This is a genomic window from Streptomyces sp. NPDC021019 (assembly GCF_044333295.1).
Taxonomy (GTDB): domain Bacteria; phylum Actinomycetota; class Actinomycetes; order Streptomycetales; family Streptomycetaceae; genus Streptomyces.
This window is the reverse complement of sequence record NZ_JBIRQR010000002.1, coordinates 1,044,392-1,057,237: the sequence shown is the minus strand read 5'-3', so window position 1 is coordinate 1,057,237 and position 12,846 is coordinate 1,044,392. Positions and strand designations below refer to the sequence as shown.

The 12,846-nt window shown below is 73.5% G+C and carries 11 protein-coding genes and 1 tRNA gene; 9 read left to right on the top strand and 3 right to left on the bottom strand.

Annotated features, from left to right (window positions below):
* The first annotated feature begins 419 nt into the window (after positions 1-419).
* Positions 420-1,595, top strand: coding sequence for a sensor histidine kinase (locus ACH4RG_RS15765; protein ID WP_398539675.1), 1,176 nt, complete (start codon positions 420-422; stop codon positions 1,593-1,595).
* Between the two features lie 148 nt (positions 1,596-1,743).
* Positions 1,744-2,409, top strand: coding sequence for a response regulator (locus ACH4RG_RS15760; RefSeq protein WP_397917238.1), 666 nt, complete (start codon positions 1,744-1,746; stop codon positions 2,407-2,409).
* Here the strand turns inward: ACH4RG_RS15760 and ACH4RG_RS15755 are convergent.
* Positions 2,406-2,948, bottom strand: coding sequence for an SRPBCC family protein (locus tag ACH4RG_RS15755; protein ID WP_397916913.1), 543 nt, complete (start codon positions 2,946-2,948; stop codon positions 2,406-2,408). The two genes, ACH4RG_RS15760 and ACH4RG_RS15755, sit on opposite strands and share 4 nt — an antisense overlap.
* A 64-nt stretch (positions 2,949-3,012) precedes the next feature.
* Between ACH4RG_RS15755 and ACH4RG_RS15750 the strand changes: the two genes are divergently transcribed.
* The 4 genes from ACH4RG_RS15750 to ACH4RG_RS15735 all read left to right on the top strand — a co-directional run bounded on the left by ACH4RG_RS15750 (position 3,013) and on the right by ACH4RG_RS15735 (position 6,210).
* Positions 3,013-3,639, top strand: a complete 627-nt coding sequence (locus ACH4RG_RS15750) for a TetR/AcrR family transcriptional regulator (RefSeq protein ID WP_398160628.1) — start codon at positions 3,013-3,015, stop codon at positions 3,637-3,639.
* Between the two features lie 111 nt (positions 3,640-3,750).
* Positions 3,751-4,695 (top strand): ABC transporter ATP-binding protein, encoded by a 945-nt coding sequence (locus ACH4RG_RS15745; RefSeq protein WP_398539674.1) that lies wholly within the window; start codon positions 3,751-3,753, stop codon positions 4,693-4,695.
* A complete protein-coding gene (locus ACH4RG_RS15740; protein ID WP_398539673.1) occupies positions 4,692-5,546 on the top strand; it encodes an ABC transporter permease in 855 nt (284 codons plus the stop codon). The genes ACH4RG_RS15745 and ACH4RG_RS15740 overlap by 4 nt, the downstream gene beginning before the upstream one ends.
* 61 nt (positions 5,547-5,607) lie before the next feature.
* Complete coding sequence (locus ACH4RG_RS15735) at positions 5,608-6,210, top strand: MarR family winged helix-turn-helix transcriptional regulator (protein WP_398539672.1); 603 nt, start codon at positions 5,608-5,610, stop codon at positions 6,208-6,210.
* On the opposite strand, the gene ACH4RG_RS15730 is transcribed toward ACH4RG_RS15735, so the two are convergent.
* The gene (locus ACH4RG_RS15730) at positions 6,205-6,438 is read right to left on the bottom strand and encodes a hypothetical protein (protein WP_397928066.1); all 234 of its coding nucleotides are present in this window, start codon (positions 6,436-6,438) and stop codon (positions 6,205-6,207) included. The two genes, ACH4RG_RS15735 and ACH4RG_RS15730, sit on opposite strands and share 6 nt — an antisense overlap.
* A gap of 380 nt (positions 6,439-6,818) precedes the next feature.
* On the opposite strand from ACH4RG_RS15730, the gene ACH4RG_RS15725 reads away from it, so the two are divergent.
* The gene (locus ACH4RG_RS15725) at positions 6,819-8,420 is read left to right on the top strand and encodes a DHA2 family efflux MFS transporter permease subunit (RefSeq protein ID WP_397928191.1); all 1,602 of its coding nucleotides are present in this window, start codon (positions 6,819-6,821) and stop codon (positions 8,418-8,420) included.
* A 443-nt stretch (positions 8,421-8,863) separates the two neighbouring features.
* Here the strand turns inward: ACH4RG_RS15725 and ACH4RG_RS15720 are convergent.
* Positions 8,864-8,936 (bottom strand) — tRNA-Arg (locus tag ACH4RG_RS15720).
* A 307-nt stretch (positions 8,937-9,243) separates the two neighbouring features.
* Here ACH4RG_RS15720 and ACH4RG_RS15715 point away from each other — a divergent pair.
* Together ACH4RG_RS15715 and ACH4RG_RS15710 are read left to right on the top strand one after the other, a co-directional pair.
* A complete protein-coding gene (locus ACH4RG_RS15715; RefSeq protein ID WP_398539671.1) occupies positions 9,244-10,887 on the top strand; it encodes an ATP-binding protein in 1,644 nt (547 codons plus the stop codon).
* On the top strand, positions 10,884-12,785 hold the full coding sequence (locus ACH4RG_RS15710) for a GTPase (RefSeq protein WP_398539670.1): 1,902 nt from the start codon (positions 10,884-10,886) through the stop codon (positions 12,783-12,785). Before ACH4RG_RS15715 ends, ACH4RG_RS15710 begins: the two co-directional genes overlap by 4 nt.
* Positions 12,786-12,846 lie beyond the last annotated feature (61 nt).

Sequence of the window (12,846 nt, the reverse complement as noted above, 5' to 3'; positions counted from 1 at the left end):
TGCGGCGGGGATTCCGCCTTCGGGCCCACCTGATCGATTTGCCCGCTCCCGTGCCCTGCCGAACGTCCCGCCGGACGGAAGGTTGCGCCGTGCCCGAACTCCCGTCCGCGTACGTCCGAACTCCTGCCCGATGCGCCCAGCGTCGAGGCGCTCGCCGCGGTGCCCGCAACCGTGCTGAGGCGCTCGCCGCGGTGCCCGCGTCCGTGCTGAGGCGCTCGCCGCGGTGCCCGCGTCCGTGCTGAGACGCTCGCCGCGGTGCCCGCGTCCGTGCTGAGGCGCTCGCCGCGGTGCCCGCGTCCGTGCTGAGGCGCTCGCCGCAGTGCCCGCGTCCGTGCCGAGACGCTCGCCACCGGCCCCGCCCCGGTGTACTCCCGCTGCCGTATGCGGCCCGGCCTCCCGCCTCCTAACGTGAGGGGGTGATGACCTTCGACCGCCTGGCCGCCCGTGCGCGGGCTCTGCCGCCGATCGTCGCGGATCTGGTGGTGGTGGCGGTGGTGGGGGTACTGACCACCGCCGAGGCGGCCGGCAACGAGCCCGGTTACCGGCAGGCCGACGCGCTGACCTGGGCCCTCCTCGTGGTCTCGCTGGCGGCGCTCGCCCGCCGCCGCCGTTGGCCCGTTCCGGTGGTCTGTGTGACCGGGGCGGCCTGTGCGGGGTGGGCGCTGCACGGGCACATCGGCGAACTGCTGAACCTCCCGGTGATCGTGGCGCTCTACACGGTGGCGGTGCTGGGAGACCGCCGGCGCACCCTGTGGACCGGGGTGATCGCCGCGACGGTCTCGGGCGCGGTGGCGCTGAAGGTCGGCCGGGACGTGGTCAACCCGCAGGGTCTGCCCGTCCTGGAGATGGTCTGGCCGCTCGTCCCGCTCCTCCTGGGCGAGGTGGTGCGCACCCGGCGGGAACTGCTGGCGGAGTACGCGGCGCGCGCCGCGAGGGCCGAGGAGGACCGCGAGCGGGAGGCCGCCCGCCGGGTCCGCCAGGAGCGGGCACGGGTCGCCCGGGAGATCCACGACATCCTCGCGCACACGGTGAGCGCGATGACCGTGCAGGCCGGGGTCGCCCTCGACGCGCTGGACGCCGCGCCGGAGGTGTCGCGGCAGGCGATGACCCAGGTGCGCGCCTCCGGCAAGGAGGCCGTCCGGGAACTGCGCGCCACGCTGTCCGTCCTGCGCGCGACGGAGCCCACGGCACCGGCCCCCCGCCTCGGCCAGCTGGACGAACTGGTCGCGGGGGTCGAGGCGGGCGGCGTGCGGGTCAGCCTGCGTCGGGAGACGGGGGGCGCCGCCCTCCCCGCGGTCGTCGAGGCCACGGCGTACCGGATCGTGCAGGAGGCGCTGACCAACGTGGTGAAGCACTCCGCGGCGCTCCACGCCGCGGTGTCGGTGACCCGCGACGCCACCCGGTTGACCGTCGAGGTCGTGGACGACGGCCCCCCGGCGCCGCCGCCCGCCGACCCGGCCGCCGACCGGGGCTTCGGCCTGATCGGCATGCGGGAGCGAGCGGTCGCGGTGGGCGGCGACGTCACGTACGGTCCGGTGCCGGGCGGCGGATTCCGAGTCCGCGCCGAACTGCCGACAGAGGGAGCGGCCCCGTGAACGCGGCGCGGTACGGAACCGGGGATCCCGGACCCCCTGGGCAGGACGCTGTACGGAACCGGGAGGGACTCATGAACGAGGTGCCGTACGGAACCCGGGGAGCGGCCGCGTGAGCGAGCGGGCGAAGAACGCGGCGGGACCGCCGGGGATCGTCCGCGTGGTCCTCGCCGACGATCAGACCGTCGTACGGGCCGGGTTCCGGGCCCTGCTCGACCTCACCGACGACCTGGTCGTGGTCGCGGAGGCCGCGGACGGGGCCCGGGCCGTCGAGGCGGTCCGGACGACCCGTCCGGACGTCGTGCTGATGGACGTCCGGATGCCCGGCGTCGACGGCTTGGAGGCCACCCGCCGGATCGTCCGGGACCGCTCCCTCGACCGGGTCCGGGTCGTCATGCTCACCACGTACCAGGTCGACGCGTACGTCTTCGAAGCCCTCCGGCACGGCGCGGCGGGTTTTCTGCTGAAGGACATCGAGCCGGACGACCTGCGCGCCGCGATCCGCACGGTAGCGGCGGGGCGGAGTCTGCTCGCCCCCGCCGTGACCCGTCGGGTGATCGAGGAGTTCGCCCGGCTGAAGGCCCCCGAGGCGGTGGGCGCCGAACGGCTCGCCGTGCTCACCGGCCGGGAGCGTGAGGTGATGGCGCTCGTCGCCACCGGGCTGTCCAACGAGGAGATCGGCAAGGCGCTGATCATGAGCCCGCTGACCGCGAAGACCCATGTCAGCCGGACCATGACGAAGCTCGGCGCCCGCGACCGGGCCCAGCTGGTGGTCCTCGCCTACGAAACGGGCCTGGTCAGGGCGGGAGAACCCTAGCGGTGTCCGGTCAGGCGAATCCCCCGGGGCTTGCCGATCACGCCCGGCGGCCGGCGCAGTAGGCGGCGCAGAAGGCGGGTGTACGGTCCCCGGCGCGCCGGGAGCGCCACCGTGCCCGTGCACGCCCGTTCGGCGCGGTCCATGCTGTCCTCCAGCAAGGCGTCGTGGAGCGGGCGCCAGACGAGTGGCCAGGTGAGCCGGGCCGGGCCGGCGGTGTTCATGGCGAGGGTGTGGCGCAGGACCGTGCGCTCCTCGTCGACGGGCAGGACGACGTACTCGTGGAACCCGTGGAATCCGCGAGGCCCGCTGAAGGCGAAGCGCACCCAGGCGGAGGGGACGTACGTGGTGACGGTGTACCGGACGGGTCCGTGGCCGCCCGCCGCGCCGGGCGCCAGCGGGCGGTCGAGCCGCATCGGCGGCCAATTCCGGTGGGGCCACAGACCGTCCCCGTCCCCGCCGCTCGCCAGGGTGTCCAACAGGGCCCCCACCTCGCCGCTCCTCGCGACCAGCAGGCGTTCGTGCACGTTGTAGACGCCCATGCGTCCCTCCCCGAAGTCCTAGTAGAGAAGTCTCTCTAATATTGTGGAGGGTACTCTCTGATTCATGGCCAGACCACCCCGGTTCGACACCGACCAGTTTCTCGACGCCGCCGTGCGACTGGCCGCCGCCTCGGGCCCGGCCGGGGTGACCATGTCCGCCGTCGCCCAAGGGGTCGGAGCCCCGAGCGGTTCCGTGTACCACCGCTTCCCGGGAAGGGCCGCCCTGCTCGCCCAGGTGTGGCTGCGCACGGTCGAGCGCTTCCAGGAGGGCTACTTCGCGGCCATCGGCGCCGAGGGCGACGCGTGGAGCGCCGGTCGCGCGGCGGCACGCCACGTCATCGCCTGGAGCCGCGCCCACCCGGAGGAAGCCGCCCTGCTCCTCCACGGCGCCGAGGAATTCGGGCGCGCCGACTGGTCCGAGGAGCACGTCCACCGCGCGGACCGCGGCAACCGACGGGTACGAGCGACCCTCGACTCCCTCGCCAGGGGTCTTGGCGCGGAAGGGCCCCGGGCCCGGGAACGTGTCACCCTCGCCGTGGTCGACCTGCCGCTCTCGGTGGTCCGCCGCCACCTCCGGGCCGGCCTGCCCCTTCCCGCCCATGCCGAGGACCTCGCGGAGGAGTGCACCGCCGCACTCCTCGGCCCTCCCGCCGGCCCGGCTTCCCCGCCGACCTGCCCGGGCGCCGGCTGACCCCTCCGCGAACGCGCGGAATGGCACCAGAGGCGCCCTACTCCGGCGGGAGCAGGCGGCGACTTCCTGCGGAGGATTCGCCATCGGCCCCCCGCTCGTAGCGTCGGCCGCATGATCCAGGCAACGGAACTCACCAAACGCTACGGCGGGCGAACCGCCGTCGACCGGCTGTCGTTCACGGTCCGGCCGGGCCGGGTGACCGGCTTCCTCGGCCCGAACGGCGCCGGCAAATCGACCACCATGCGCCTGATCCTGGGCCTCGACTCCGCGAGCGCGGGGCGCGTCACCGTGGGCGGCAAGGCCTACGCGGACCTGCCCGTGCCGCTCCGGGCGGTCGGCTCCCTGCTCGACGCCAAGGGCGTCCACGGCGGCCGGTCCGCCTACCACCATCTGGCCGGACTCGCCGCGAGCAACGGCATCCCGCGCCGCCGCGTGGAGGAGGTGCTCGACCTGGTCGGCCTCCCCGCGGAGACGGCCCGCAGGCGCACCAAGGGCTTCTCGCTCGGCATGGGCCAGCGGCTGGGCATCGCGGCGGCACTGATCGGGGACCCGGAGGTCCTGATCCTCGACGAGCCGGTCAACGGTCTCGACACCGAAGGCATCCGCTGGATCCGCGAACTCATGAAGTCACTGGCGGCGGAGGGGCGCACGGTCTTCCTCTCCAGCCACCTCATGAGCGAGATGGAACTGACGGCCGACCACCTCATCGTGATCGGACAGGGCCGGCTCATCGCGGACACGACCATGCGCGACTTCATCGGGACCGGCTCCCGCGCGCACACCCTCGTCAGGTCCCCGGAACCGGAACGGCTGCGCACCCTGCTGGAAGCGGCCGGGGCGCGCGTACGGCTGGACGCCCGGGGCGGCTGGCGGGTCGACGGCCCCGACGCCCCGGCCATCGGCGACCTGGCCCGGGACCACGGGGTCGCCGTCCACGAACTCACCCCCGCTCACTCCTCCTTGGAGGAGGCCTACACGACGCTCTCGCGGTCCTCGGTGGAATACCGGGCCGAGGACAGGCGCTCGTCGACACTTCGGAAGGAGACAGCCCGATGACCACGACCACGACCGCGCTGTCCGGCAACCGCCGGAACCGGAACCGGAACCGGAACCGGAACCGGAACCGGAACCGGAACGGGAGCTGGAACCAGGACCGGGACCGGACCGGCTTCCGGGAGGCCCTCGCCTACGAATGGATCAAATTCCGCAGCGTGCGCTCCACGCTGTGGACGACTACGGCCACCGCCGTACTCCCCGTCATCGGCGCGGTGTTCATCGCCGCCACCGGCAGCCTGCAACCCGACGACACCGTCCTCGGCGGCAGCCTCACGCTCACCGTCGTCGCCCAGATGCTGGCCGCGGTCGTCGGGGCGCTCGTCGCCTCGGGGGAGTACAGCGGCGGCACCATCCGCACGACGTTCGCCGCCTGCCCCCGCCGGGGCACGGTCCTCGCCGCCAAGGCGGCGCTGGTGGGGGGCGTCATGTACCTCCTCGCCCTGGCCTCCTGCACGGCCGCCTACCTCGTCGGGGACGCCATGCTGCCGGAGGGCCGGTACGCCCAGGGCGAGCCGCTGCCCGCCCTGTTCGGCGTCGCCGCCTCCTTCTCGGCGGCCGCCGTCCTCGGCCTCGCCGTCGGCACCCTCGTACGTCACTCCGCCGGAGCGGTCACCACGGTGACCGGTCTGCTGCTCCTGCCCTCCCTGTTCGGCCCCCTTTTCGGCGACGCCGAACGCTGGGTCGCCGGACTCTCCCCGACGGCCGCCCTGGAGAAGCTCACCCAGACCTCGGACGCCGTCGACGCCACGGTGGGCAGCCTGGGCCCCTGGCCCTCCCTGCTCCTGGTCGCCGCCTGCACGGCGGCGCTCACTCTCGGGGCGCTGGGGCTGCTCCGACGGCGGGACGTATGAAGGGTAAGTTGTCCAACCCGGTGACGGAGCGTGTCACCCAGGCAGATGGGGAAGTCGGAGCATGTCGATGGAGGAAGCGGACCCCGGCGCACTTGAGGCCCAGCGCGACCGCCTCATGGACGGACTCCGGGCGTTCGGCGCGAACTACACCGAGTTCACGCAGCGTTTCGCGACCTGGCTCGGTTTGCACTCCACGGACGCCGCGGCGCTGGCCGAGATCCTCTATGCGGAGGACCAAGGGGTGCCGTTGTCGCCGGCCCGGCTGAGCGAGCGGATCTCCCTCTCGTCCGGTGCCACCGCGAGCCTGCTGAACCGCCTGGAGACAGCCGGGCACATCGTGCGGACCCGCGAGCACACCGATCGCCGCATCGTGACGCTGCGCAGCAGCCCCGACGTCAGGCCGCGGGCCGAGGAGTTCTTCGGCCCCTACGCCCAGCGCATGGCCGTGACCATGGCACGGTACAGCCCCGCACAGCTCCAGCAGTTCGAGGACTTCGTCACCCAGCTCCGCGCCACCATGGACTCCCTGCTCGCCGACGAGTACGACGAACGCCGCCCGAGGGGTTCCCACACAGGGAACGGGACGACGGCGACAGCTCATGGAGAGCGTCAGCACGCGCGGGCGCTTCCCCCGCGGACCCGACCGGGTGGTCCGGGCTCATGACCGCGTCGGCCTCTCCTGGGCGGCGACCCCGTCGTCGGGCGTCGGCAACGAGTTGAGCCCGGCGGCGAGTTCCCGCGCCTGGAGGGCGCAGCGCTCGTCGGACAGGGTGGTGCCGCACGCCTCGAACGTGCCCTGGGGGAGCCGCCCCTCGCGGTGCGGGACCAGGCCCGGGCCCTGCTGCTCCAGCAGTCGCAGCGAGGACCGGATCGCCGCGAACCGGTGGAGCACGACCTGCGGTGTGCCGACGGCCGCCGCGCCGAGCGCGGTCAGTCGACGGCCAGGTCGGTGAGCCGGGACATCGGCCCGCGGAGACGGTCGGAGAGCTCGGGCATGGCGGTCCGGAAACCGCGTACCTGACACGGACCCGAAGGCGCTCACCGCGTTGCCGGGAGCGGCCGCCGGTCTCCCCGACGGGCAGGCGGCGGACGCCGACGGGGCCTGTCCAACGAGTACCCGCATCACGGTCGCGGGGCCGGCGGATCGACCCCACCGCCGGTCACCCCACCACTCCTCCACTCGAGTTGACAGCCGCAGAGCCCAAAGTTACCTTCACAGTGAAGATACACCAGGGTGGAGGAACCGTGAGCGCAGCAGAACAAACCCCGTCCATGCGCCAATGGCTCGGCCTCGTCGCCGTGTCCTTGGGTGTGGCTCTGATCGTTGTCGACATCACCATCGTCAACGTGATCCTCGCCCCGATCATCGAGGACCTGGAGGTCACCTCGGTCGAGGCCCAGTGGGTCCAGGAGTCCTACGCGATCATCTTCGCGGCGCTGCTCCTGATCTCCGGGCGCCTGTCCGACCTGCACGGAGCCCGCAGGATCTTCCTCGTCGGCCTCGTCGTCTTCGGGCTCACCAGCCTGGTGGCGGCGGTCGCTCCCAACGGAGGCCTGCTGATCCTCGCCCGCTTCCTGCAAGGCATCGGCGGGGCCATGATCCTGCCGACCTCGCTGGCTCTGGTGAACGCCACGTTCACCGGCAAGGCCAGAGGGCAGGCGTTCGCCGTCTGGGGCTCGACCATCGGCGCCGCGGCGGCCGTCGGTCCGCTGCTGGGGGGCTGGCTCGCGGACTTCTCCTGGCGCTGGGCCTTCGGCATCAACATCCCGCTCGTGGCGGTGATCATCGTCGGCACTCTCGCCTACCTGCCCGCCTCCCCCCGTACGCGCGGCAGCGTCGATGTCCTCGGCGGCGTCCTGTCGGCGGTCGGGCTCGGTTTCCTCGCGTTCGGGCTGATCGAGGGCCGTACGTATGGCTGGCTCACGACCGTCGAACCGCTGGACGTCGGCGGCGTCTCCTGGAACGGCGGCCCTTCCCCGGTGTTCGTCGCGTTCCTCGTGTCCGCCCTCGTCATGGTGGTCTTCTGGCGGCGTCAGGCGGCCCTCAGCCGGCGCGACGAGGAGCCGCTGATGGACGTACGGCTGTTCTCCATCGCCTCCTTCCGCAACGGCAACGTCGTCACGCTGGTCGTCGGACTCGGCGAGTTCGGCATCATCGCGGTGCTGCCGCTCTGGCTGCAGTTCGCCCTCGACTACAGCGCGCTCCAGGCGGGCCTGGCCCTCGTCGCCCTCGCGGCGGGCAGCTTCTGCGCGAGCGGTGCGAGCTTCTCGATGTCCAGCACACCGCTCACCCTGGTGCGCCTCGGGCTGGGCCTCGAAGCGGCGGGCCTGGCCATGCTGGGCCTGATCGCGGCCACCGACAGTTCCTGGTGGCTGATCGCGATCGCGCTGTTCGTCTACGGCATCGGGGTCGGTTTCGCCACCGCGCAGGTCACCAACATCGTGCTCGTGGACGTGCCCGCCGAGAGTGCCGGACAGGGGTCGGGTATCCAGAGCGCGTCGCGCGAACTCGGCGCCGCCCTCGGCATCGCCGTGCTGACGACCTTGTTCTTCACCACGATCACCTCCCATCTGCGCGACAGCCTGACCGGCTCCGGGGTTCCCGACGAACAGGCCCGGGAGCTGAGCGGTGTCGTGACCGACAGCGCCGGCTCGGTCATTCCGGGCCTCGCCGCGGACCCGCGGACCTCGTCCGCCGCCGATGCCGCACGCCGGGCGATGGCCGACGCGATCGAGGTGTCCAGCTACGTGTGCGCCGGGCTGCTGCTCCTGGCGCTCGCGGCCACGCTGTTCGTCAAGCCTCGCGACTCCGGCGGCGGGGCGGCCGCCGGGGAGAACCACAAGGTGACGAAGCCGGCGCCGAGCACGCACTGACGCGACCCGTGAGGTCCCGTAGCGCCGGACCGTACGGCCCTGGTGCCACCGGACCGTACGGCCCTGGTGCCACCGACCCGTACGGGCCCGGGCGCCTCCCGCCTTTCCACCCCCGTCGACCCGCGCCGACAGCTCCGCCGGTGCGCCTGATCGCTGTTCATTCCGTTCGTCCTTGCGTGAACCGCGATGGGCGAGGCCGGGCCCCGCGCAGGACGGCGCCCGGCAGGCGCGGAGGAGGTGCGCGCGGCCGCCTCGCGGTGCGGCGGCGTGCGGAAGCCGAGGAGGGCGGAGAGGGGAAGCGGGCCGGGGGGCCGGTGCGACGGACGCGATGCGGACCCGAGGCCTGTCGTCCCCGAGGGGCGCTGTCGGCGACGGAAGGGCCGGAGGCCCTCCGTAAGTGATCTTGCGGAGGGCTGAAGTCGCCTCTGGCCCGGATGAATGTGCGCCCCCGGCAGGACTCGAACCTGCGGCCAAGCGCTTAGAAGGCGCCTGCTCTATCCACTGAGCTACGGGGGCCGGGAGTCCTGATCGGTGGTTCCGTGGCCGTGCCGGGACAAGGATAGGGCTCCGATCCCCTGGACCCGGGTGCTTCACCTGCGTGGCACGATGTGGAGGTTCGGTGAAGCGAACCGATAATCGCAGGTAGGTGCGATTCCTGCATCGGTTTTCGCTCCCCTCGCGCCGGGTGTTGTGCACTCGTTATGCCCCTGCCCCCACTCGTCCCCTCTGTCCTGACTCTGTCCAGAGGGTGGAACCGCCGCGCAGAGGGGGTTATACGCTTCAAAAAGGCTTCAAAATTGGGCATTCTTCGCATGTGGTGACCATGGACGTACGGCCTCAGCTCATCGACGCACTTTCCGCCCTGCGCGACCGTGTCGCCGCCGTGCGTCTTCCACTGCCCCTGCCGGGGGCCGAACGCGCCCGGCAGACCAGGGTCGAACTCCTCGCCCAGCTCGACGACTACCTCCTGCCACGCCTCAAGGACCCCGAGGCGCCGCTGCTCGCCGTGATCGGCGGATCCACCGGGGCCGGTAAGTCCACCCTGGTCAACTCACTGGTGGGCTGCCGACTCAGCGAGGCCGGGGTGCTGCGGCCGACCACGAGGACCCCGGTGCTGGTCTGTCACCCGGACGATCACCACTGGTTCGCCGGGGTGCGGGTGCTGCCCCAGCTGACCCGGATCTGGCTGCCGCCTGGTCAGACGCCCGACCCGGACGGGCTGGACGACCTCGCGGCCCGGGGCGAGGACGGGGAGACCGCGCTGCGGGTGGAGACCGCCGTGAGCCTGCCCCGCGGGCTCGCCCTCCTGGACGCCCCCGACATCGACTCCCTCGTCGTGCGCAACCGGGTCCTCGCCGCCGAACTCATCTGTGCCGCCGACGTCTGGGTGATGGTCACCACCGCCTCGCGCTACGCCGACGCCGTGCCCTGGCACCTGTTGCGTACCGCGAAGGAGTACGACGCGGCCCTCGTCACCGTCCTCGACCGGGTGCCCCACCAGGTGATCGCCGAGGTCTCCCGGCAGTACGCGGCGCTGCTGACCCGGGCCGGGCTCGGGGACGTACCGCGGTTCACCATCCCGGAGCTGCCCGAGTCCACGGGCGGCGGCAGCGGGCTGCTTCCCACCACCGCCGTCGCCCCGCTGCGCGCCTGGCTCGCCCACCGGGCCCAGGACCCCGCCGCCCGCCAGCAGGCGGTGGCGCGCACCGCCTCCGGCGTCATCCAGTCGCTCAACGTGCGGATGCCCTCGCTGGCCTCCGCCGTCGCCGCCCAGTACGCCGCCTCCGTACGGCTGACCGGGGTGGTCCACGACGCGTACGGCAAGGAGGCCGCCCGGATCCGGCGCCGGCTCCAGAGCGGCGCCGTGCTCTCCGGGGACGCGCGGACCCGGTGGCGCGGCTACCCGCTCTACAGCTCGCCCGAGGAGCTCCTCGAATCCCTCGTCGACAGCCTGGTGGCCCTGCTCCAGTGCTCGGTCTCCGCCGCCGACGAACAGATCCGCACCCAGTGGCGCCGCGAGCCCGCCGGGGCCCTGTTCCGGTTCGAGGGCGCCGGACGGGAGGCGGGCGGCTGGGGGCCCGCCGAGGACATCGAAGGCCGGATCTCGGTCGCCGTACGCCGGTGGCGGCGGGTCCTGGAGGAACTGGCCGAGGAGGAGGTGCGCCAGCTCGAACGCAATGTGGCGCCCGCCCCCGAGACCGTCGCCGCACTGCTCGCGGCCGCCCTCCTCGGCGGGCGGCGCGCCCGCTCGGCGGGGGAGCAGCTCGCCGAACGCATCGGCGCGCAGGGCGCGCTGCGCCTCCGCGACAAGGGCGGTGATCTGCTGACGACCTACCTCGACCAGGTACTCGGCGGCGAACGCGACCGCCGCCTCGCCCCGCTCGACGCGTTCGACGTCGCCCCCGAACCCCAGGCCGAACTGATCGCCGCGCTTTCCGTACTGCAGAAGGAGAGGTGGCAGCGATGACCGCCGTCACGGACCAGGACAACAGCAACAGCAACAGCAGCCGCGGCGGCAGCGGAAAGTCGGACGGGGAGGTGCCGGGCAGGGGCGGGGACGGGCGCTGGGACGACGGGCTCATCGCCCGGCGCGCGGCGGCGGCCGAGGCCCGTGAGGCCGGGGGAGCCGGCCCCCGGACGCCCACCGAGGACGACGTGGAGCCGCAGGTCGAGGCGTACGTCCCCTCCGGCGGGCCGCTGCCGCCCCGGCTCGACGCCCTGCGCGAGCTCGTCGGGCTCTCCCGCGCCCGGCTCGACCGGGACACCCTCGCCGAGGCGGGACGCGTGCTGGACGAGGCCGCCGCCCGGCAGCGGCTCTCCTCACGGCACACGGTCATCGCCGTCGCGGGAGCCACCGGCAGCGGGAAGTCGACCCTGTTCAACGCACTCGCCGGGGCCCCGATCTCCGACACCGGGCTGCGCCGGCCTACCACCTCCCAGCCCATCGCGTGCAGCTGGACCGACGGGGCCGCCGGGCTGCTGGACCGCCTCGCCGTCCCCGGCCGGCTGCGGCGCAGGCCCCACCCCGGGCCCGCCGCCTCCGACGAGGCGCTCCAGGGACTCGTCCTGGTCGATCTGCCCGACCACGACTCGGCGGCCACCGAACACCGCGACCAGGTGGACCGGGTGCTGGCCCTGGTCGACGCGGTGATCTGGGTCGTCGACCCGGAGAAGTACGCCGACGCCGCCCTCCACGAGCGCTATCTGCGCCCGCTCGCCGGGCACGCCGAAGTCACCTTCGTCGTCCTCAACCAGACCGACCGGCTGCCCGGCGAGGCTGCCGACCTCGTCCTGGACGACCTGCGCCGCCTGCTCGACGAGGACGGCATCGCGCTCGGTGAGCACGGCGAACCCGGCGCCACCGTCATGTCCCTGTCCGCGCTCACCGGCGATGGGGTGCCCGAACTCCGAGAGATGGTCGGCCGCTTCGTCCAGGCCCGTACGGCCGCCACCCGCCGCCTCTCCGCCGACGTCGACGCGGCGGCGGCGCGGCTGCGCCCGGTCTACGTGGCCGAGGGCCGGCCCGGGCTCGGCGAGCGGGCCCGCGACGAGTTCACCGACCGGCTGGCCGAGGCCGTCGGCGCGGCGGCCACCGGACAGGCCGCCGAGCGGGAGTGGCGCAGGAACGCCGGGCGGGCCTGCGGGACGCCGTGGCTGCGGCTCTGGCGCTGGTACGAGAACCGGGGCCTGCCCGGCAGCCTGGACCGGATGGGCCAGGCGCTGACCCCGCCCGAGGAGGAACTGACGGCCCGGCAGCGGGTCGAGCAGGCGGTGCGGATCGTCGCGGACGACGCCGCCGACGGGCTGCCGGGACCCTGGGCGCAGGCGGTGCGCGAGGCCGCGTTCAACGGGGCGAAGGGGCTGTCCGAGGCGCTGGACGAACTGGCGGTCAGGGCCGGGTCTCCTGGCGCGTCCAAGCGGGGCGGCGGATCGGAGACGGGACAGGGCGCCAGCGCCGGAACCTCTCTCGGAGCCCCGCTCGGCGGGCGTCCGGCCAAGCCGCCCCGGCCGAAGTGGTGGCCCGCCGCGGTGCTGGCCCAGGTGTCGATGACGCTCCTCCAGATCTTCGGCGGCCTGTGGCTGGTCGGCCAGATCATCGGCGTCCTGGAGCCGGGGCTCGTCACGCCCGCGCTCATCATGCTGGCCGGCGTCGTCGGCGGCCCGCTCGTGGAGTGGTCCTGCGCGGCGGCCATCAGGGGGCCGGCCAGGCGGTACGGGCAGGACGCCGAGCGGCGGCTGCGTGACGCGGCCGCCGCATGCGGCCGGGCCAGGGTCCTGGACCCGGTCGCCGCCGAACTGGTGCGCTACCGGGAAGTGCGCGAGCGGTACGTGACGGTGACGGAGTTCTCCACAACCGGCCGGTAGTCCACAGGCCCCGACGCGCTTCCCGCCCGGCGTCCACCATGGAGTCCGCACCCCACCGCCG